We start from the raw sequence: 20216 nt of genomic DNA, 5'->3' as shown, positions 1-20216 counted from the left end.
AAAAGAAGCCGACTAACTACTTTGTTTTGCAAGATAGTTATACTGTAGCATAAGCTTCCCTCAAACACAACCATACTTTTCCATAATTGTGTGGTATGCTCAATAAAATCATACTCATATACATATAAAAACTGGGGGGACATGCATATGATTGATAATCAAACAATGAAGCATGATGCATTGGAAAGCTTAAGCGGCAATTGGGGTAAAAGCGTACTTGCCGTATTTCTCTTTGCTGTTATTTCGACTGCATTGACTTTGTTAACCAACCCTTTGCTCGGCTTGGATGAAATAACGACTTTAAAAGAAGACATTATTGCTAATATCCAAGGCACCTTGATAAATTACGTGCTGCTAATGCCTCTATATGTCGGAACAACCTGGATGCTTCAAAGTCTTGTCCAAGGAGAGCGCCCTTCCTTTGGATTTATTTTTTCACCTTTTAGACGCTTCTGGCGGTACATGCTGACAGGACTGATTTTAGTCGTCCTGCTGACATTTTGGACTTTGCTGCTGGTTATCCCTGGCATCATCAAATTTTATAGCTATTCCCAGACACTTTACATCCTGCGTGAACATCCAGATTACTCACCACTGGATGCTATCCGGGAGAGCAAAGAAAAGATGCGAGGCTTCAAATGGGCGCTATTTGTATTGCAGCTAAGCTTTATTGGATGGGCTATATTAAGCATCTTCACCCTATTTATTGGGCTCTTTTGGTTAGAGCCTTATGTCCGTACTACCATGGCAAGCTTCTATGAACTAAAAATAAAGCAGGCATCCAAGTGATGCCTGCTTCTCCCCTAAATAAACTCCCTGGGGATTTTTTCATTCCATTCCTTCGTGAAGATTTCTTTTTCGCCTTCAAATGCGTGAAGTTCATGCTTTAGATAAAAGTACATGTCATCGCACCACATGTTACAGGAAAGATCCAAGTGTGTCTGCCATTCCCCACGCCCGATGTCCATTGTCCAATCACATTGGACGCTGGCGGATAGAGGTTCGCCTTCTTTAATTGTGTAGACATTACGGTTCGTACTGCCGTACTCCAAACCGCTATCTGCGAGTTTTCGTGCACCCTCATCTGAATAATCATCCAATATCCAGGTTTTCCCCACCGTGTCATACCGTATTTGGCGCTTGCGACTTTCCGGGCGCAAGATTTCCTTCTCCAGCACAGGTGCTGTTTCAGGCTGCTGAAAAGGAGACAGTTGCTCATCAATGGCCTGTGGTTCCCTAACCGGGAGCAGCAGTTTTGTGTTATCACCAGGATAAATCGTAAGCGTTGCTGCTTTTGGAGATGGCCAAGCGTGCGGCCAATATGTCGGCGCGACTGCCACTTGCCAGCGATGACCGGCCGGAAGTGCATGGGCAATATCATTCAATTGGATCGTCACTGAAATTTTCTCACCTGGCGTCAATTCTTCAGGAAATTCATGACTGTTACGGTGAGTCAGGTTGAGCATGCCCCATGTTACACGTGTAACACTTCCATCTGGAGCGACGTCATTCAAGCGGACTGCCACCAGTGCTTGCTCTTGATCGCTCGATATTTCCAGCTCCAGTTTAGATGCTCCGAGTATTTCCATTCTTTCTTCTAAAGGAGCACTGGTGAATACAGTCGCAAATCCATTTTCCAGACGTTGATCGGATGGCATATCACCCGGCTGGCCAAACGGACAAAATACACCCGCGTAAAGACCATGCTGCTGCATGCTTGCAACAGTGACCGGCATACCGGCACCAGATTCTTCACTCAGCGTTTGTCCATGCAGGTAGAAAGATTTTTGCTCAATGAGCGGGGAAGGCCATTGTGTTTCTGCAACCCATCGACCTGGTCTATCTTCATATTCCACCTCAGGCAGAACACTTTCTTGCATCCAGGCACGAAGCATCGGCTCTTCCATGATGCCTGTTTCGTGACCTTTCAGCCAATAATCCCACCAACGCAAGCATTCCTGCAGGAAACCGATTGATGGCCCCGGTATTGCAACTTCCGGATATTCATGCGCCCATGGCCCAATCAGTCCCTTTTTCGGTACTTTCAATCCTTCCAGCAAACGAGGGATGGCATTCGTATAACCATCCGCCCAGCCACCGACAGCAAATACAGGTATCTCTATGTCTGCATAATCCTCCTTGACTGAGCCGTGCTTCCAATAAGCATCCCGGCGCTGATGACGTACCCATTCTTCTGCAAAGGGTGGCGTCTCATCCATTCGCCGGATCCAATCTTCCCGCCATTTCTTCCCGACAATTTCCGGATCAGCAGGTCTTGCATTGTACGCAAACATCGTCGATGCCCACCAAAGCATATCGGAAGCAAGCAACGCCCCGCCCTTATAGTGCACATCATCTGCATACCGATCATCTGTCGAGCAAATAGTGATGACAGCTTTCAATTCAGGTGGTCGTCTGGCTGCAACCTGCAAACCATTGAATCCTCCCCAAGATTTCCCGATCATGCCTACCTTACCAGTCGACCAGGCTTGATCAGCTATCCATTTCAATACATCTTCTGCATCATCTTGTTCTTGCGGCAGATATTCATCATATAGGATGCCTTCTGAGTCGCCGCTTCCGCGAATGTCCACGCGTACACTTGCATATCCATGGCCCGCAAAGTAAGGGTGGCGGATGGAATCACGCAAAGCGGTGAAATCACCTTTCCTATAAGGGATATATTCCAGAATCGCTGGTACCGGTGTTTCATTTGCGTCTTCAGGAATCCAGATTCTTGCTGATAATCTCACACCGTCACGCATCGGAATCCAAACATGACGTATCTCTTTAACGGAATGCGGATATGATGTTTTTATTTGCAGCTGGTTATCTCGCACATTGAATACCATCGCTATCTTCCTTCCTAGGCAAATTTGCATTAAAAAATGACTATGCTATAATTTATAATCATGATTACTTTTTAACTTTGATTATAATATCATACGCGATTACGACTTAACAACCATGGGGAGGCGAGCACGAACGCGTATGTAAAGGAGACAGAAAAGCACGATGAACAAGAAAGAAATCCAAAAGAGCCGGATGTGGAAATACTTTGTGGAAGCGACAGCAGATATTATCCGCGAGGAAGGGTTAGAAAAAGTGACGATCCGGAAAGTAGCGGATCGTGCTGGCTACAATAGTGCCACGATTTATAATTACTTCTCCGATCTATCTCATCTCATTTTCTTTGCGTCCATGACATTCTTGAAGGACTATACCGAAGAAGTCGTCGCTTATATGAATCGATCCGATAAGCCTCTGGAAAAGTATTTATTAGCCTGGGAATGCTTTTGTACGTATTCCTTCCGTTATCCAAAACTATTCCATGCCATTTTCATCATGGATCTTGGCGACAGCCCAGAAAATATGCTGGAACGTTATTACACAAAATTTCCTAAGGATCTGATCAATATTCCAGAGGAACTGCACTCGACATTATTGGAACGCAATATGTCCAAACGGGGGCGCTCTGCCTTGGAACTGGCACTCGAAGCTGGAGAAATCAGTGAAAAGAATGTAGATGCCATCAATGAATTGACGATCCTCATCTGGCAAGGGATGTTCAACAATGTGCTGAACCACCGCCGATCATACGATCCACAACGCGCGATGAAAAAAACGATGCAATACATTACTGAAATCGTCCGGAATGAGACAGCTTTCGATTTTTCGGACAATAAATATGCACCGTAAACAGGAGGTTATCATGTGCTGACATTCGAGAATGTAACAAAGATCTACAGCGGCAGCAAAAAAGCCGTGAATAACTTGAATTTAGAAATAGAAAAAGGCGAATTCATCTGCTTTATCGGACCGAGCGGCTGTGGTAAGACGACCAGTATGAAAATGGTCAACCGGCTGATCGAGCCAACCGAAGGAAGAATTCTGATCGATGGCAAAGATATCATGAAACAAAACCGGGTGCAGATGCGCAGGGAAATAGGATATGTCATCCAGCAGATCGGGCTGTTTCCGCATATGACAATCAGCGAAAATATCACGCTTGTCCCAAAGCTGCTTCAATGGTCCAAGGACAAGCGGCGGGAGCGGGCAAAAGAATTGATCAAACTGGTCAATCTGCCGGAAGAATACCTGGATCGTTACCCACAGGAACTGAGCGGCGGACAGCAGCAGCGGATCGGTGTTTTGCGTGCACTGGCTTCCAATCCGCCACTCATTCTGATGGATGAACCTTTTGGTGCGCTGGACCCGATTACACGTGATGGATTACAGGAAGAATTCAAGAATTTGCAGCGAAAGCTAGGCAAGACGATCGTCTTCGTAACCCACGACATGGATGAAGCTATCAAACTGGCGGATCGTATTGTCATCATGCGGGATGGAGAAATCGTGCAAGTTGATACACCTGATGAAATCCTGCGTAATCCAGCAAATGAATTTGTCGAATCCTTCATCGGAAAAGAGCGTTTGATTCAAACAAAACCAGATGTTAAAACAGTAGGTCAAATCATGAATAAGATACCGGCAACTGTTCATAAAGAAGAGACATTATCCACCGCTATCCAGCGGATGAAGGAGAAACGCGTGGATTCCTTGCTCGTTATTGGAGAAGATCAGACACTTGAAGGCTACATCGACGTAGAGGATATCGAGGAAAACCGAAAAAAATCGACGCTTGTCGGTGAAATTGTCGAAACAGAGCTTTATCGGGTCAAAGAAGACAGCCTCATACGGGATACCATCCAAAAAATGCTCCGCAGGCATACGAAATATGTACCTGTAGTGGATGATCAAAATCGACTGAAAGGTATCGTCACTCGGGCGACGCTTGCCGATCTAGTCTATGAATCTATCTGGGGTGATGAGGATGACAACTAAGAAGGAGGCACAGACCATATGGATGCATTAATTCAATTCTTCCAGGAACAAGGCAGCACACTTGCCCTGAAAACGTGGGAGCATTTATATATTTCATTGATTGCCGTTCTTCTCGGTATCCTAGTCGCTGTACCAGTCGGCGTCCTGCTCACCAGATTCGAGCGCGCAGCTGATACAGTCATCCGTATCATCAGTATCATACAAACCTTCCCAAGTCTTGCCATCTTGGCATTCTTCATTCCAATATTAGGTGTAGGAAAAGTGCCCGCCATTGTCGCCTTATTCTTCTACTCCATGCTGCCGATTCTCCGAAACACCTACATCGGCATTAAAAATACAGATAAAAATCTGCTGGAAGCAGGTCGTGGTATGGGCATGACCAATGCACAGCTTATCTTCAGTGTTGAACTGCCGCTCGCAATACCCGTCATCATGGCTGGTATCCGGGTATCCACTGTTTATCTTATCGGCTGGGCCACATTAGCCTCATTCGTCGGAGCTGGCGGACTCGGGGACTTCATTTTCGATGGGTTGAATCTTTATCAGCCAGAACTGATTTTAGCTGGTGCGATTCCATCGACCATTTTGGCTTTGCTCGCCGATTTTATCCTGGGCAGAATCGAAACCAAACTCACACCGACAACAAGAAGTGCGCAGCAGGAAACCGCATAGGAAGGAGCGACGACGAAAATGAAAAAGCTAACCAAACTTATCATGATCGGTATGTTGACAGCCCTTCTTCTGTCTGGCTGTTCACTCCCTGGTCTGGGCGGCGGATCAGGGGAAACGATCAAAATCGGTACAGTCACCACCTCCGAAACACAGACGCTCGGCTATATACAGAAATACATGATTGAGCATTATACAGATTTAAATGCCGAAATTGTCGGCAACTTGGGTTCTTCGATCGTGATGCATCAAGCGATGGTGAATGGTGATGTGGATATTTCCGCAGCGAGATATACCGGTACCGATTTGAGTGGAGCCTTGCATATGGATCTGGTAAACGATCCCGAGGAAGCGATGGAAATCGTTCAGCGAGAGTTTCAGGATCAATTTGATCAAAAATGGTACGACACATATGGATTCGATAATACGTATGTCCTATCCGTACGACAAGATGTAGCTGAGAAAGAAGGATTGGAGAAGGTTTCAAACCTTTCATCGGTTGCCGATAAATACCTATTTGGTGTGGATAACAGCTGGATCAACCGTGAGGGAATCGGATATGACGAATTCGTGAAGAAATATGGCTTTGAATTCAATAAAGTTTACCCGATGCAGATTGGACTCGTTTATTCTGCTTTGAACAATAAGAAGATGGATGCTGTTCTGGCGTACTCCACAGATGCCAGACTAAAGCAATTTAACTTGGCTACCTTGGAAGACGATAAACATTTCTTCCCTCCTTATGATGCCTCCCCAGTTGCTTCTAATGACTTGCTGGAAGAACATCCAGAGATCGATGATATCCTACAAAAGCTGGTAGGGAAATTCGATAATGACACAATCATTGAACTGAATTATCAAGCTGATATCGAGAAAAAAGAACCTAGCACGATTGCCAAAGAGTATTTAGAAGCTCATAACTACTTCGAAGATGAATAAAGGAGGTGCGGAAACTTGGACTTACTGAAAGAATTAGTGACCTATTATAATGATAATGGAGCTTACGTTTGGACTGAATTTTACCGACATTTCTTAATGTCTGCTTACGGCGTATTATTCGCTGCTATCGTGGGTATCCCAATCGGAATCGTTATTGCCCGCTACAGCAAACTCAGCCCCTGGGTTATTTCCTTTGTGAACGTTATCCAGACAATTCCTGCCCTTGCCCTGCTCGCTGTCCTCATGCTGGTGATGGGATTAGGGACGAACACCGTCATCCTGGCGTTGTTCCTTTACTCCCTGCTTCCGATTGTAAAGAATACGTATACCGGTATTCTTGGCGTTGACAAGACATTGAAAGAAGCAGGTAATGCCATGGGAATGACAAGATTTCAGATTTTGCGGATGGTTGAGCTTCCTTTATCACTTTCTGTTATCATGGCCGGCTTACGCACCGCGCTTGTCATCGCAATCGGTATCGCAACAATTGGTACATTCATCGGTGCTGGCGGGTTAGGCTCCATTATCGTCCGAGGTACGAATGCAGCAGAAGGCGGGGCCATCATTCTAGCAGGCGCCATTCCGACTGCGCTTATGGCAGTACTGGCCGACTTTGTCATGGGTTGGTTCGAACGGTTGCTTTCTCCTGCCAACAGCAGAAAATTGAGCTAAATAGTGAAATGCTCCGGAAATACCCGGAGCATTTTTTTATTCGAAGCTGAAGCTTATTTCCCATTGCTTCCGAAGTTGATCCATGATGTTCATAACATCCTTCGTATACGGCAATGTTACATGTGGAACATCCTTTTCGATCAGTTCCTTCATCGCCCTGACTTCATACTGCAAAGCCTTCGCCGTCTCTCCAGACTCCATTGTTTCTGTCTTACCTTCTTCTATATAACAAACAGTGGCTTTCTCAGCCCGCGAAAACCGTTCGATATCGATGAATCCTTTTGTCCCCATGACAGTAGCACGTTCAGGAGATTCCACCATAAAAGATAATGTAATGGCAGCGAGCTGTCCTTGCCTGTTCTTCAGGATGATTCCTGCCTGCTGGTCGACGCCGGTTTCATGCTTTGTAACTGTGCTGATGATTTCATTTGGCTCATCCTTTATGAACAGACGTACAAATGACAAGGCATAAACCCCAATATCCAAAAGCGCTCCGCCTGCCAATTCAGGATTGAAGAAACGATTCCCGGGATCGTTTTCCTTGATGCTGTTGAAGTTCACACTCAAAGTTTGAATCTCACCGATCTTGCCGGCATCTACCAATTGCTTTAACTCCTTATAAATCGGCATATGATATATAGTCATGGCTTCAGCCACAATCAATTGTTTCTCTGTAGCTAAATCAGTGATTTCCTCTAGCTGCTTTGCGTTCACTGTAATTGCTTTCTCCGCAAACACATGCTTCCCATGATGCAGAGCTTCCATAATCGTTTCATAATGAAAAGCATGCGGCGTAGCTATGTATACAACATCTACTTCCGAATCATCCAACACGCCCTGGAATCCTTCGTACACTCTAGGTATATCGAATTTTTCTGCGAAAGCTTGCCCTTTCGTTTTATTCCTTGCCCCGACTGCCAGTAAGGATTGCCCTTCTTCCTTCAAGGCTGCCGCAAAATGGTGTGCAATCGAACCCGGTCCTAGAATAGCCCAATTAATCATCCGTTTCTCCCCATTTCTCTCTTGTATTATTTTAGATATACCCGAAAAAGCCATGGATGCAGCATACTTCCATGGCTTCTTTCTTAGTTGTATATTTTCTCCGGTATTTTAATTACCTGATTACCTGATACATATGGTGCAATATCATACTGCTGAAAAACAAGCGCAATTCCATCATCAGTGAAGAAGAAGGCTGTATTTTCATTCAGATGAATATCTTCTTTCTTGAGGTCGGGATAAAATATCTCCGGCCTCGCCTTTGCGTAGGTGAATACATAATGCTGGACCTTCTTTAGCTGACTCGGTGTCTGCAGGATATCAGTCAAATAAACGCGCTTCTTATCCTTCAAGTCGTAATTAAACGATTCTACGGCCGTTGAACCATGTGCTCCCCCAGTAAATATATAGCTGCTCATTAATATGCTGAGCAGGTGGTCCGAATTATATTTCACTTCAAAATCTGTTTGAAAATCCGGGTCATAATCATATTTCCGGCCAGCCTCGATATTCTCCTTACGTGCCTCAGCAGCTTTCTCGATATATGCTTTGAAATCACTATTGATCATCCGCGTAACCTTTGGGGTTCCAGCATGCTTCACTTGCGGGTATTTCAACTCATCAATGTCATTATAGTATTCAGTTTCTACGATTACATTTTTCGTCGGCAGTGCTTGCACTGGTTGTATAAAGACAGAATAGGCAAGCACAAACACAAGCATGATCATCGCTTTCTTCATCAGTTTCCCTCCACTGTTTCATCTCGTTTACAGTTTGTGCAGGTCACCGATTAATTATGAGCTATATCGCGAGGGAAGTAGGCATTCGTTCTGCTTATTTTACATAAATCTGCAATGATGCCGTATTGTTTCCATAGGACCAGATTGTGTTTTCAATCTTTAAGGTAGTGCTGAATTTTTCGATCCATACTTGCTTAGCATGTAATAATGCTGTTAGCTGAGCTGCATTCAACGTGGTTTCTACGATCTCTTCATTCTTTTGAAAGACGAATACTACTTTCACTCCATCACTTTCCATTACTGGGTCCGTCATTCGTTCCTCCTATTTCGTAATGGGCTTATATTTAAGCAACTTCTATTCAAAAAATAAATTCTACATCAGTCTTAAAAATCCCCCCGTGATGTTATGGGCACTTAAAAAGCCATTTCCTTTCAGGCAATGGCTTTCCTTTCACAGAGCTGTTCCTGTTAAATCTCCATTTGTGCAGAAGTAGCTTTTGCTATCTCCAAATCATGCGTAACCATTATGATCGTCTTCCCAGTATTGTTCATATCCTGTAATAGCTGAAAGATGGCATCCCTATTTTTGATATCGAGATTTCCTGTTGGTTCATCGGCAAATATATACTTGCAGTCCTTCGCAATGACTCGTGCAAGTGCAACTCGTTGCTGCTGCCCCCCGCTCAACGTATAGACCCGTTTCTTTTCATAACCGGAAAGACCTACTTTCGCCAGGATTTCTTGTATCATTCTTTTTTTATCGTTCATCTTTTTATAAGCAATGGCCAAAAGGATATTCTTCTCTACCGTTTCGTTATTGATCAAAGAGTAATTCTGAAATAGATAACCAAACTCATTCCTTCGCAGCAGCATCGTCTGTTTCATATTAGGGTTTTTAATCCCGTCGTATTCTATATCTCCGCTATCCGGCTTTTCCAGAAGACTCAATAGATTAATTAAAGTTGTTTTTCCTTTTCCGCTCTCCCCTGTAATGGATAGGAACTCGCCGCTTTTCACTGTCAAAGAAAAATCATCAAATATGGTTTTCTCTTTAAATTTTTTCTTTAGATGAGTAGCTTTGATCATCTCTATGCCTCTCTTCTGAGTTTAGTATGCATATTGGCGGTGTAATATTTGCTTAAACCAATCACAAGCAAGGCATCAATTATTATACCTCCGAATACAATGACAATTAGGGAAGGTAATGATACAAACAAAATCCCTAATAAAAGAATGCAATAACTCAAAAATTGCAATATCAGCAGTGTTCTGTTCGTTCTGAAAAACGAATAGCCGTGAATATTTTTCAATAATACTTCCACTTTATAGTTATAAAAGTGACATATTGTGTAGTAAACGCTAGTGGTGAATGCAGCGATATATAATAGAATGACCGCCAGCAATAATAAATAATTGTCTGTTTTCAATTCTTGTATTTCCTGCCCATACTCATCAAAGACAGAGATAACGGAATTAACCTGTGATGCTGCATCATGTTCGCCTGCAATCTCCTCTAATTTCTGAGTAGGTTCTGCTTGATCTGTATAAAAGAAATACGCTCTGGACAAATAGCTCATATAATAGGAATCATCGAACTGTCCAGTATCTAAAATGGCAATCGGGTCTTTAATAAAGTAATCCCCTTCTCCTTTATTGTCAGAGTTATACGTAAAGTATTCTTGGTTATCTCGTACATAGATGATATTTATAGCTAAATCGTCTTTAGAGGTATCATCCAGTTCCTGACCCTTTGCTTCTCTATAAATGTTCCCTACCTCGACCTTCTGGAAATAAAAATAGTCCAGGAAGTTCTTTTTGATTTCATTTTCTTTGTCTTTGAGGGATGCAGGAACCAATAAATTCGTGACAGAAGCGTCAGATACGATAGATCCTTCAATTTCTCCCGTCTCTGCCTGGATCTCATTGAATTTCAAATAGTTCTCGTTTATAGTTATCGCTTTTCCATAAGGAGAGGTCGACGCATTCTCGTCATCTGTGTTCATCTCGTATAAATAGCTTCCGTTAGAGCTTATTTCATAGTTGCTCGCATCAATCAGAAAACCATCCAGTTCATGATTTAATTGATTATATACCTGCTTTAAGTTGTTATTTTGCACACTTTCTATCGCTAGATCAACTTGTCCAGTGGAATACAGAACCGTTTGGTACAAATTCTCTGTTTGATTCCATGTTTCCAGATTATCTTGGTAATCTTCCAGTGATTTCTTCGTTTGATCCAATTGCGAAAGAGCACCAACAGCCGCAATAAGAAATAAAATCTTCATTACATAACTGAGTGCCATCAATGTTTTATAAAGCCTCTTGCCTTTCAAAGCCTCGTATTCTTTCCCAAAGGAAAAGATTAAGCCTGTCAGCAGGAACGTATAAAGAACTATTCCAACAAATAGTACTACTGCCACTCCTGCGTACAGAAGCGTAAAGTCTAACAAATTCAGAATCTCTTTCTTCGTAATAACACGGAAAATCAGATATAGAATATAACTTGTCAGAACGGCCGCAATCAAAGGTGAAATAAGCTTTTTCACTAAGATAATGGATATTCTGCCATAAGAGTACCCCATCACTTTATAAAGCATGACTTGGTCGCTTCGATTTATCAGGTAGAAAGAAATTACACCGATCATAGTAAGGAGAATGATAAGCGGTGATATGAGAAAGGTCAGCGGCTGGCTGATCACTACCGGGTCTATACGTGCTTCTATCAGCTCCGAAGAAACCCCATCCTTTTGCAGCTGATCCAGCATGGCGGAAATGGAACCAGCTTTATCATCTATGTAATAAATACCGCTTGCACTGGCTTGTTTCTGGTTATCTAAATTCCAGATGGATATAGCAATCGTACTTTCTCCGGAATGGAACGATCCACTTTTATCATTGCTGGAATCATTGAAACGATTTGTTATAAATTGTGTGGTTCCCTTCTTTGGAAAAACACCATCTATCCCATCAATACGGGAGCCGAGGGTAGGATCGGTAGTGAATACCCGGATGGAATCCTGATTTACAAATACATATTTAGAGATATCTAAATCATATCGTTCAGCATATGTTTCAAGTAAGTCGTTGGGGTTTCCTTCATAGTCACTAAAATTAAATGCTACTGCCGTTCTATCTTCATATAGCAGTTCGTTGAATTTGTATTGCTCCAGTAAATCATATATAACGTACAGGCTTATCAAAAGGAATAAAGAAGTTAAAAACCCTAAGATTGCTCTCACAATTTCACCTCATAAAATAATGCAAGAGTGAAAACACCCTTGCATTATCACCTTGTTTTTTATCTATAATCGTAGTAAGCCTTGTTAGTTCCCCAGAAGCTCCAATCCAAGTCAGCCTTGCTCCACAGACCCTTTGCTTTCCATCCACCATCATCATGGTATCCGGCACCATTGGTAACAGAAGCTCGTCCTTCTTTCGTATAATGTTTATACTCGGAAATCACTCTGCCATCCCTTTTGCCTCGGATCCAATAACCGCCGGCTTTTTCCCCGGATTCTGCATTAATTGAGAATCCAGTTTGTGTGTCTTTAACGAAGCTTTCCGTTACTCCTTGACTTGCTTTGATGATTTCAGAGTTCCCGTTTTCAGTAAGTCCATTACTTGATGCTGAAACCCCTCCTGAAATCCCGCCTACAATAACACCAGCCAATAAAGCTCCTGCCAAACCCTTCTTCAACTTTGACACATCAATCACCTCTCCATTAATTGTTAAATAATGTAATCGCTAGGTGTGATTTCATTATATAAGTATCTCAGTGCAAAACAAGTAATATTTGTAATAATTTTCAAATTGTTACTTTAGTCTTTATTCATATAGCAGTTTTCTTAGCATTTCTTTTAGAAAGCAACAGTTTTTAACTATGATTTAGTAACTAGTAATATATTACCTGCTGCTATTCAATACTATTTTTTTACATCACTGGGCATCAACCCATCGTTGGTTATTTCTATGGTCCAGCAGATAAAAGTACAGCTATCCCGTACAAAATGGTCTTTCAAATCAGTGAGCAGTTTTTTTACAAACAACTCATCTTCTGTACTGGATAACATACGATATAACGCTTGTCCCTTCACATGGAGCCCTGGACATTCCAGCAAGCCATCCGTCGTTACGAAAAGCCGATTCTTTCCTTTCCGCAGCTGCCTTGTACCAGTTGTGTACGAAGGGACAGGCAATGTCCAGGCATTCTGCCGACCGATCCATTCGAAAAAATGTCGTGTATTTTGTTCGAATTCACCCATTCTCGCTAGATCTTCATGGAAAATATAGAAAAGACAATCCCCAACTGAAAGCCACCACACATAGGCATCTTTGCGGAAAACGAAAAGGCAAGCAGTCTCTCCGGTTGCATTTTGGCATGCATCCAGGAAAGAAGGGTTGGATAATTGAGCGGTAACGAATGCCGGCACTTGTAAAAAGGCATCCGCGGACTCGGAAGCTGCTCTCAAGGAAGTCTCCTCCTTCAAAAGTGTTTCGGCAACAAGTCTGGCACTATCTGCTGTATGATGTGCATCCATCAGCAAGACGAACTCCCAATCCCCTCCGGTAAACAACAATACGCCATCTTCGTTTTTCGTTTGACCCGCACTCGTCATTCCGCCGAGCCTTCCTAACACCAGATTTCCGAATTGTCTTACATCAGGTGTATCCAAGAATGCACGTTGATGGCCTGTCCAACTGAAGCTATGCATGAGCATTCCCTTTCATAAAGCGCTGCAATTTCTCGGTAACATGCTTGATTTCCGCCTCGCCGCCAAAAGGTGCATCCGGCCAAGCATATACTTCCATCGGTCCCCAATATTCTTCTGGTGTTCCAGCATATCTGGGGATGATATGCATGTGAACATGAGGCACTGCATTCCCGGAGACAAGCGTGTACACATGTTCTGCCCAAAAGACCTCCTGCAACCCTTTGGCAACCTGTTTCATTGCAATACCGAATGCAGCTGCTTCTTCTTCTGTCATATCCCCTATCTGCGGAACATGCCGTTTTAAATCAAGCATGATGTGGCCTAGATAAGTGGGTTTTCCTTGCTTATCGATATGACTGGTATAAATGTAGTCATTTTCAAAGATACACGCTCCGCTCACTTGCAAACGATTTGCATGTTTGTCACAGATAAAGCATTCTCCCATTCATTTTTCCTCCTTATAAAAAAATGCCCATCGTCTCGTAAAGAGACAATGGACATTGTGGTACCACTCTTTTTCGGTGAGAAAGCTGCTCACCCTCGAAAACTGATAACGGCCGCCAGCCGACCAGGCATTTCCTCCCGGGCACTCCCAGATGAGTTCGGATGCTTCCCTGGCTGCCTTGCACCGACCGGCAGCTCTCTTAGACAGATTTCCATCCTACTGCTTCTGCTCCTTGTGTCTATCTATTCCAACAATTGCTTGCGGTTGAACGTATTCCGGTACAAGAGATCCCGCTGATGGTTATTAACGAACATTCTGACGATATCACTTACACCCTTCAGATGAATCAGACGATGGCTTGTAATATATTTTATATCCCCATTATTTAAATGGATGGATAATTCGCCCTCCCCCGTTCCCTCTGTATAAAGGATATAGTCGATGCTGTCATAGCTGGTCGTATCCATATAAGCTGGTTTGAGCAGCGGTTTGTGCGTAAACAAGATTCGATTTTGTGTAACACCAAGGATGCCAGTCCTCTCATCAAGCTTACTTTGTACGTAGAGAAATATCCGCTCTTCTTCATCTAAGTACGTGGACAATTCCTTCAGATCCCTTTTTTGCCCCATTCTCCGCGTTCTCCTCACTTAATATACTTGCTTCCTATCCTGATTCATACTTTACTAAATATATATCGTACTTCTGAAATTATGCAATAAAATTGCAGCGAATTCATCTCTTTCCTGCTGTCGCTTGCACTCTCCTACATATTACCAGCTATATAGAGAGAATGATACCTCCCATCTCCAATTTTTCCATCCCTTCCTAGACTTTCTTCTAGGAAATTAGGCACTTTTCATTTCATTCCATATAGGGTTACGGTATGATATTTATGTCTTAATTTGCTTATTTTCCAAAAAAGACAACCTTGTTAAAGAGAGGATGAAAGAAGTATATGAAACTGTTCCGTATTCCAGTTGCGTTATTGCTGTGCGCTATCGCCCTGACCTTATCTGCCTGCAGTAACAATGATGAAGCAGCTGCAGATGAGCCAAAAACGCCGACAGCAAAAGCAGCTGCAGAAGGAAACGAGGATACAGATGCATTGTCTGCCGACTTGACGGACACTGTATCAGCAGACAATCCCTTCTTCCCAGACCGCCTGACAAAAGATTCGGTTGCGGAAAAGGAAATGCTGTCTGAACAGAACTTTGATCAGTCCGAAACCGATGACAACCTGGAAGTGACCCTCAAAGGGATTCAATATACAAAGCTGAAACCGGCAGATTCCTACGAGGAATCCTTTACCGGATTCAAGGATCCGGAAAAAATCGTCGCTGCGACAGCAATGCTGGAAGTAAAGAATGATGGTGAGGAAACAGTACCTTTACAAGATATGGGTGCCTTCCTTGAAACGCCGACTTATCGGATTTTGAACCATAATGTTTTGGAAGCAGATTCCGGGGAGATTGAACCTGGTCAGACTTCTACCAAATATGTCGTCTTCCTGATGGATCAAGCTGATTACAAAGAAGAAGATGACTTCTCCCTGCGTATATCCAGTATCACAGATACAGAAGAAGAAGACTTGCTGGCAGCCGATCTGACATTCAAGCTGCCCGCAGACTAAACAAGGAGCACATGCCAGTCAGGCGTGTGCTCCTTGTTTTTTCAAGAGGAATGCAGATGGGAAATGAAGCTGTAGAATCGGTTGATATCAGTTAAGTTCCTGTTACACTTGGCGCTGTCCCGGCAAACATAATTCCCTCGCTTTACATATGTTCCTTGGCCGCGCCCGATTGGTTCTGCCATGAATAACCCCACGCTTTCCAGCTTGTTGCAAATCGCACATATTCCAGGCTGGGAGGACGGCGTAAATGTGCCGCGAGCAGCTATCATTCCTTCTAGGTGTGGGGCAACCATGTATTTTGCTTGCTGGCCATTATCATTCCAGCCAAGATAAGATGTCTTCTCCCAATCTATGTCATGCAGCTTTGGCAGATGCAGATGCTTCACTTTCGGAAACAGCTTCCTGAGCTGCTCTTCATTCACAACAGGAAAGGCTTTGATGGAAGGACGCAACTGCGCCAAAAAAAGCTCCGCATCAATCTCATCCTGTACATCCCGTATTCTCCCGAGCATTTCCGCCTCTTCTTCCGTAAGCTCCTCAAACCTGTTCTTGATTTTCTCTTCCGCTAATGAGCGAAGTCCGTAAATCACGTCTATGTCTTTGACAGAAGCAGAGCTATTCACAAGCTGCTGCACCTGTTCTTTTATATTGTTGTATTGGTCGTTCCGGATAAAGGCTTGCATGTGGACATCCCTCCGTTTTGATCGCTTCCTCTCATTTTAGCAGACATCGAGCAGGAAACAAAAAAACCGGATTACTGGAAGAAATAACGAAAGGCGCGGCTCATCGTCGCCGGAACGACTGATGCATGGTTCTCATCTTCTGCCACATGGTAGACTGCCCCTTCTTCCACGCCGTTCGGCAAACGCTGATAGAGTGCTTGGGCATCCTCGACCATGAAGCCTTCTTCATTACCAACACCAATGAACAGCTTGGCATCCTTGGCATCATTCATAAACGAATAGATATGCTTTTCATTCCACCAGATGGATGGACTGATAGCCAAATAGCATTGAAAAGCCTCCGGGCGTTTGAACATACTGTACAAGGTAAACAACCCGCCCAGAGAATGTCCATACAAGCACTGTTTCTCCTGCTGGATAGGATAGCTGTCCATGATCCTGGGCTGGAGCTCCTCAGCGAGCCAGTCCAGGAAAGTATCAGCTCCTCCATGCTTGCCAATCTTCATGCCTTTCAGTCTATCCGGATACTTATAAGCTGCAGCCGGCGGTGTAAAATCATAAAATCGCCGCTCTCTGACAACAGTATCTTCGGCTTGTAATGCTATCCCCACAACTATTGCCGGCTCGATCCCTGTTTTAGGTGCATTACCGGCTTGATTTCGTATGGTATCAGCACCATATCCGAAATACATATGGCCATCCAACACATAAATGACAGGAAAACCTTCTGGCGGCGGGGATTGTTCCGGAACGAATATCTGGACACGATACTGTACTTCAGGCTCCTTTCCGGCAACTATCATTTCTTCTATCATCATTCGCCTCCTTTGTTCGCTCTTGCCAGCAAAAACAAGAAATAAGGTACTCCAATAATCGAAACGACAATACCTACTGCCAATTCTGCCGGGGCAAAGACGGTTTTTGCGATATAATCCGAAAAAACGAGCAGTACCATACCGGTCAGCGCGCTGATAGGCATATTATAGCGGTAATCATTCCCGACTAGACGCCTGCTGATATGCGGTGCAATCAAACCGACAAAAGCAATGCCACCGGAGACGGATACACAGGCACTGACCAATCCGATACTAGCCAGCAGCAGGACGACCTTCTCACGCTCATTGCGAATCCCGAGGCTGCGAACCGAATCATCGCTCAACTGAAAATAATTGAGCAGATACGATTTCCGGTAAAGCATGGCGCCAAGGATGATGATCCATGGCAGCATGGCATAAATATAAATCCAGTTCGCATTATAAATACTGCCTGTAGTCCACACCGTGGCCATTTCAAAATCATTTGCGTTCATTTTCAGGGATATGTACAAAGAAAGCGCCCCAAAGCCTGTTCCCAGTGCGATACCAGTCAAGATGAGCCGTTGCATATCAAGCGTACCTTGACGCCAGGAGAAAGCAAATATGAGCAGCGCCACCAGCAGACCACCCACAAAGCCGAATATCGGCATCATCAGGACGGCCAGCCAACCGCCAATCGACTCTGATTGGATCATTCCTTGGAAGAAGAAGATATATATGACGATAGCAGTCCCGGCACCGGCATTGATGCCAAGTATGCCTGGGTCGGCGAGGCCATTGCGCGTGATTCCCTGCATGACAGCTCCAGCAATGCCAAGACCTGCACCAACGAGGGCACCGACAATGATCCGAGGCAGACGGAACTGAAAGATGACCAGTTCAAGTTTACGATCATCGCTCCATCCAAAAAGTGTCCGGAAAATTTCCCCAAGGCTCATTGCATAACTGCCGCTTGTCAGATGCAGGTAAATGGAGATCAAGAGCAGCACCGTAATGATGAGTCCGCTGAGCACCAGCTTCGATCCGATTTTAAGCTGCATATTGTTTCCCTCCCTTTCTCCAGATGAGATAGAGGAAGAACGGAACACCGATAAAAGCAGTCACAACACCAATCGGCGTCTCAAACGGCGCGTTGATAAAGCGGCTGATCACATCCGACAAGCAAAGGAAAATACCGCCAATGACTGCAGCGCATGGAATGAGCAGCCTGTAATCGACTCCGATCAAAAATCGCGTGATATGGGGCACGACAAGCCCGACAAATGCGATTTTCCCAACAAGGGCAACAGCCGTACCAGTCAGACAGACAACACTGAGCATACTGATCAGTTTGATATACACCGTCTTCTGACCCAATCCTGCTGCAACCTCTTCACCCAAAGCCATGACGGTGACCGACTTGGAAACGGACATAGCCAAAACCAAGCCAACCAGCCCAATCGGCACAGCCAATTTCAGCATATGGACATCCACGCCATCCATTCTTGCGTTGTACCAGATGCTGATATGCTGTGACACCTGGTAATAGGAAGCAAATGCTGCAGCAATCCCGCTCAGGAATGTACCAATAACTGTCCCGATGATTGCCAGCTGAACTGGCGCCATCCCGTTTTTCAGCAGTGATGCAAAACCAAACACAATGCCTGCACCAAATGCTGAACCAGCCATGGAGTAGAGGATCATCATATGATCAGATAAACCTGGAGCCAATATCATGCACATTGTAATCACCAAAGCCGAACCGTCATTGACACCCATAATGGATGGAGAAGCGAGATAGTTCCTTGTGATTCCCTGCATTATCGCCCCTGCTATAGCCAGGAATGCCCCGACTAGTAACGCTGCCAGCGCTCTCGGCAATCTGGCAGTCAGGAGGATGGTGTGATCGACATTTTGGGCGTCATAGTGGAAAATCGCATCCCAAATCGTACTTACAGGCATGTCCTTAACACCGTACAGTACAGAAATCAATACAACCAGAACTCCTGTCAAAGGAGCTGTAAGCAGAACAAACCAAGCAATTCTATTTTTTGTGCCTTGGTACATGCTTACTCAGCCAGCTTCTCGGTTGCTGCTTTCAGGAATTCCGTTTTACTCCACGCTGTGCCTCCTTGGGCCAGCGGATCGATCGAGTTTACGAATACATGATTATCCTTGGCTGCATTAATCGATTTAAATATTTCATTAGCTTGCAAATCATCTAAAGCACTAGCATTCTCCGGGTTTTCTGTCGCTTCGAATTGGAGGAAGAGATAGTCAGGATTTACTTCCGCCAGTTTCTCCAGCGATATTTCTGCCTGTGCTTCCGCTTCTTTGACAACTTCAGGTACTTTCAACCCCAGATCGTCGTATAGAACCGGGTTCAAATAAACATTCTCCGGATAGACATACAGGCTGCCTGCCCGGATGCGTACTACAAGTACTTGCTTATCCTGAAGCTTTTCCCCAAATTCTGTCTTGCCTGATTCCGCGTCTTCCTTATAATCTGAAATGATTTGTTCTGCTTCTTCCTCTTTATCTGTCAGTGAGCCCAGAAGCTCCAAGTTTGCTTCCCAGTTTTCCGAAACATGGGAGTATGGAATTGTTGTAGCAATATCATTCAGTGATTTGCTCACATCTTCCGGGAATTTAGAGGAACCTAAAATTACGTCCGGTTCAAGAGAGAGGATCGTTTCGTAATTCGGCTGCATCTTCTCGCCAATTAGTTCTACACCCGACAACTCATCCTTCAAATATGATGGCGTTTCTCCACCGACAGATAGTGCGCCAGCAGGTTTAACTCCTAAAACAGCTGCATCCTCCATTGATTCAAGGCTTGCTGCTACAATCGTGCCCTTTTCTGCCGGCAAGGTATATTCTTTATCTAAGTATGTAATCTGCTGTTCCTTTTTCTCTGAAGATTCACCAGATGCTGTATCTTCCCCATTCCCGCAAGCAGCCAAAGAAAAGCTCAAGGCTGCTGCAATGCCAATACCAGTTACTGTTTTCCACTTCATATTGCTCTTCTCCTTTTCGTACTTTAGCTTGATCAGGACTAAAGATCGGGATTAATTGATAATGATTATC

The 20216-nt window shown here is 44.1% G+C and carries 22 protein-coding genes and 1 other annotated feature; of the genes, 7 read left to right on the top strand and 15 right to left on the bottom strand.

What is annotated here, in order from left to right; all coding sequences use genetic code 11:
• The first annotated feature begins 147 nt into the window (after positions 1-147).
• A complete protein-coding gene (locus AB1K91_RS00660; RefSeq protein WP_413087409.1) occupies positions 148-789 on the top strand; it encodes a DUF975 family protein in 642 nt (213 codons plus the stop codon).
• A gap of 14 nt (positions 790-803) precedes the next feature.
• Here AB1K91_RS00660 and AB1K91_RS00655 read toward each other — a convergent pair whose 3' ends face one another.
• A complete protein-coding gene (locus tag AB1K91_RS00655) occupies positions 804-2852 on the bottom strand; it encodes a CocE/NonD family hydrolase (protein WP_413087408.1) in 2049 nt (682 codons plus the stop codon).
• Between the two features lie 163 nt (positions 2853-3015).
• On the opposite strand from AB1K91_RS00655, the gene AB1K91_RS00650 reads away from it, so the two are divergent.
• The 5 genes from AB1K91_RS00650 to AB1K91_RS00630 are packed head-to-tail and all read left to right on the top strand — an operon-like array spanning position 3016 to position 7125.
• Positions 3016-3699, top strand: a complete 684-nt coding sequence (locus AB1K91_RS00650) for a TetR/AcrR family transcriptional regulator (RefSeq protein ID WP_413087407.1) — start codon at positions 3016-3018, stop codon at positions 3697-3699.
• A 15-nt stretch (positions 3700-3714) separates the two neighbouring features.
• Complete coding sequence (locus tag AB1K91_RS00645; RefSeq protein ID WP_413087406.1) at positions 3715-4845, top strand: betaine/proline/choline family ABC transporter ATP-binding protein; 1131 nt, start codon at positions 3715-3717, stop codon at positions 4843-4845.
• An 18-nt stretch (positions 4846-4863) separates the two neighbouring features.
• Positions 4864-5517, top strand: coding sequence for an ABC transporter permease (locus AB1K91_RS00640; protein WP_413087405.1), 654 nt, complete (start codon positions 4864-4866; stop codon positions 5515-5517).
• Between the two features lie 18 nt (positions 5518-5535).
• The gene (locus AB1K91_RS00635) at positions 5536-6453 is read left to right on the top strand and encodes an osmoprotectant ABC transporter substrate-binding protein (protein ID WP_413087404.1); all 918 of its coding nucleotides are present in this window, start codon (positions 5536-5538) and stop codon (positions 6451-6453) included.
• Positions 6454-6468: 15 nt separating this feature from the next.
• Positions 6469-7125, top strand: a complete 657-nt coding sequence (locus AB1K91_RS00630; RefSeq protein WP_413087403.1) for an ABC transporter permease — start codon at positions 6469-6471, stop codon at positions 7123-7125.
• Positions 7126-7161: 36 nt separating this feature from the next.
• Here the strand turns inward: AB1K91_RS00630 and AB1K91_RS00625 are convergent, their stop codons facing one another.
• From AB1K91_RS00625 to AB1K91_RS00585, 9 genes are all read right to left on the bottom strand, one after another.
• Positions 7162-8127, bottom strand: a complete 966-nt coding sequence (locus AB1K91_RS00625) for a Gfo/Idh/MocA family protein (RefSeq protein ID WP_413087402.1) — start codon at positions 8125-8127, stop codon at positions 7162-7164.
• A gap of 83 nt (positions 8128-8210) precedes the next feature.
• Positions 8211-8864, bottom strand: a complete 654-nt coding sequence (locus AB1K91_RS00620) for a DUF3298 and DUF4163 domain-containing protein (protein ID WP_413087401.1) — start codon at positions 8862-8864, stop codon at positions 8211-8213.
• A gap of 94 nt (positions 8865-8958) precedes the next feature.
• Positions 8959-9177 (bottom strand): hypothetical protein, encoded by a 219-nt coding sequence (locus AB1K91_RS00615; protein ID WP_413087400.1) that lies wholly within the window; start codon positions 9175-9177, stop codon positions 8959-8961.
• A gap of 155 nt (positions 9178-9332) precedes the next feature.
• Positions 9333-9950, bottom strand: a complete 618-nt coding sequence (locus AB1K91_RS00610; RefSeq protein ID WP_413087399.1) for an ATP-binding cassette domain-containing protein — start codon at positions 9948-9950, stop codon at positions 9333-9335.
• A 2-nt stretch (positions 9951-9952) separates the two neighbouring features.
• Complete coding sequence (locus AB1K91_RS00605; RefSeq protein WP_413087398.1) at positions 9953-12103, bottom strand: DUF1430 domain-containing protein; 2151 nt, start codon at positions 12101-12103, stop codon at positions 9953-9955.
• Between the two features lie 59 nt (positions 12104-12162).
• Positions 12163-12570 carry a lactococcin 972 family bacteriocin gene (locus tag AB1K91_RS00600; protein ID WP_413087397.1) on the bottom strand — a complete coding sequence of 136 codons (408 nt, stop codon included), beginning with the start codon at positions 12568-12570 and terminating at the stop codon, positions 12163-12165.
• 218 nt (positions 12571-12788) lie between these two features.
• Positions 12789-13577, bottom strand: coding sequence for a PP2C family serine/threonine-protein phosphatase (locus AB1K91_RS00595; RefSeq protein ID WP_413087396.1), 789 nt, complete (start codon positions 13575-13577; stop codon positions 12789-12791).
• Positions 13570-14022 carry an HIT family protein gene (locus tag AB1K91_RS00590; protein ID WP_413087395.1) on the bottom strand — a complete coding sequence of 151 codons (453 nt, stop codon included), beginning with the start codon at positions 14020-14022 and terminating at the stop codon, positions 13570-13572. Before AB1K91_RS00590 ends, AB1K91_RS00595 begins: the two co-directional genes overlap by 8 nt.
• A 38-nt stretch (positions 14023-14060) precedes the next feature.
• Positions 14061-14264: a binding site (T-box leader), on the bottom strand.
• The gene (locus tag AB1K91_RS00585; RefSeq protein WP_413087394.1) at positions 14265-14651 is read right to left on the bottom strand and encodes a PH domain-containing protein; all 387 of its coding nucleotides are present in this window, start codon (positions 14649-14651) and stop codon (positions 14265-14267) included.
• Between the two features lie 326 nt (positions 14652-14977).
• Here AB1K91_RS00585 and AB1K91_RS00580 point away from each other — a divergent pair, with 326 nt between their 5' ends.
• Positions 14978-15652: a hypothetical protein gene (locus AB1K91_RS00580; protein WP_413087393.1), complete on the top strand. Its 675-nt coding sequence runs from the start codon at positions 14978-14980 to the stop codon at positions 15650-15652.
• A 41-nt stretch (positions 15653-15693) separates the two neighbouring features.
• Here AB1K91_RS00580 and AB1K91_RS00575 read toward each other — a convergent pair whose 3' ends face one another.
• The 5 genes from AB1K91_RS00575 to AB1K91_RS00555 form a co-directional block, all read right to left on the bottom strand.
• On the bottom strand, positions 15694-16335 hold the full coding sequence (locus AB1K91_RS00575) for a FusB/FusC family EF-G-binding protein (RefSeq protein WP_413087392.1): 642 nt from the start codon (positions 16333-16335) through the stop codon (positions 15694-15696).
• A 71-nt stretch (positions 16336-16406) separates the two neighbouring features.
• Positions 16407-17153, bottom strand: coding sequence for an alpha/beta hydrolase (locus AB1K91_RS00570; protein ID WP_413087391.1), 747 nt, complete (start codon positions 17151-17153; stop codon positions 16407-16409).
• Complete coding sequence (locus AB1K91_RS00565; RefSeq protein ID WP_413087390.1) at positions 17150-18190, bottom strand: FecCD family ABC transporter permease; 1041 nt, start codon at positions 18188-18190, stop codon at positions 17150-17152. The genes AB1K91_RS00570 and AB1K91_RS00565 overlap by 4 nt, the downstream gene beginning before the upstream one ends.
• On the bottom strand, positions 18180-19196 hold the full coding sequence (locus AB1K91_RS00560) for a FecCD family ABC transporter permease (protein WP_413087389.1): 1017 nt from the start codon (positions 19194-19196) through the stop codon (positions 18180-18182). The genes AB1K91_RS00565 and AB1K91_RS00560 overlap by 11 nt, the downstream gene beginning before the upstream one ends.
• A gap of 2 nt (positions 19197-19198) precedes the next feature.
• Entirely contained in the window at positions 19199-20146 is a 948-nt protein-coding gene (locus AB1K91_RS00555) for an iron-hydroxamate ABC transporter substrate-binding protein (RefSeq protein ID WP_413087388.1), read from the bottom strand.
• Positions 20147-20216 lie beyond the last annotated feature (70 nt).

The sequence above is a fragment of the Terribacillus jepli genome, assembly GCF_047228925.1.
Classification (GTDB): domain Bacteria; phylum Bacillota; class Bacilli; order Bacillales; family Amphibacillaceae; genus Terribacillus.
The sequence above is the reverse complement of the archived record's forward strand: the minus strand, read 5'-3'. Positions and strand labels throughout refer to the sequence as shown.

Excerpts from the sequence above, each read along its gene's own strand:
- AB1K91_RS00585 (WP_413087394.1), bottom strand. The coding sequence starts at position 14,651 with ATGGGGCAAAAAAGGGATCTGAAGGAATTGTCCACGTACTTAGATGAA.
- AB1K91_RS00640 (WP_413087405.1), top strand. The coding sequence starts at position 4,864 with ATGGATGCATTAATTCAATTCTTCCAGGAACAAGGCAGCACACTTGCC.
- AB1K91_RS00610 (WP_413087399.1), bottom strand. The coding sequence starts at position 9,950 with ATGATCAAAGCTACTCATCTAAAGAAAAAATTTAAAGAGAAAACCATA.
- AB1K91_RS00570 (WP_413087391.1), bottom strand. The coding sequence starts at position 17,153 with ATGATGATAGAAGAAATGATAGTTGCCGGAAAGGAGCCTGAAGTACAG.
- AB1K91_RS00560 (WP_413087389.1), bottom strand. The coding sequence starts at position 19,196 with ATGTACCAAGGCACAAAAAATAGAATTGCTTGGTTTGTTCTGCTTACA.
- AB1K91_RS00565 (WP_413087390.1), bottom strand. The coding sequence starts at position 18,190 with ATGCAGCTTAAAATCGGATCGAAGCTGGTGCTCAGCGGACTCATCATT.
- AB1K91_RS00660 (WP_413087409.1), top strand. The coding sequence starts at position 148 with ATGATTGATAATCAAACAATGAAGCATGATGCATTGGAAAGCTTAAGC.
- AB1K91_RS00620 (WP_413087401.1), bottom strand. The coding sequence starts at position 8,864 with ATGAAGAAAGCGATGATCATGCTTGTGTTTGTGCTTGCCTATTCTGTC.
- AB1K91_RS00625 (WP_413087402.1), bottom strand. The coding sequence starts at position 8,127 with ATGATTAATTGGGCTATTCTAGGACCGGGTTCGATTGCACACCATTTT.
- AB1K91_RS00575 (WP_413087392.1), bottom strand. The coding sequence starts at position 16,335 with ATGCAAGCCTTTATCCGGAACGACCAATACAACAATATAAAAGAACAG.
- AB1K91_RS00615 (WP_413087400.1), bottom strand. The coding sequence starts at position 9,177 with ATGACGGACCCAGTAATGGAAAGTGATGGAGTGAAAGTAGTATTCGTC.
- AB1K91_RS00650 (WP_413087407.1), top strand. The coding sequence starts at position 3,016 with ATGAACAAGAAAGAAATCCAAAAGAGCCGGATGTGGAAATACTTTGTG.
- AB1K91_RS00635 (WP_413087404.1), top strand. The coding sequence starts at position 5,536 with ATGAAAAAGCTAACCAAACTTATCATGATCGGTATGTTGACAGCCCTT.
- AB1K91_RS00595 (WP_413087396.1), bottom strand. The coding sequence starts at position 13,577 with ATGCATAGCTTCAGTTGGACAGGCCATCAACGTGCATTCTTGGATACA.
- AB1K91_RS00590 (WP_413087395.1), bottom strand. The coding sequence starts at position 14,022 with ATGGGAGAATGCTTTATCTGTGACAAACATGCAAATCGTTTGCAAGTG.
- AB1K91_RS00555 (WP_413087388.1), bottom strand. The coding sequence starts at position 20,146 with ATGAAGTGGAAAACAGTAACTGGTATTGGCATTGCAGCAGCCTTGAGC.
- AB1K91_RS00655 (WP_413087408.1), bottom strand. The coding sequence starts at position 2,852 with ATGGTATTCAATGTGCGAGATAACCAGCTGCAAATAAAAACATCATAT.
- AB1K91_RS00580 (WP_413087393.1), top strand. The coding sequence starts at position 14,978 with ATGAAACTGTTCCGTATTCCAGTTGCGTTATTGCTGTGCGCTATCGCC.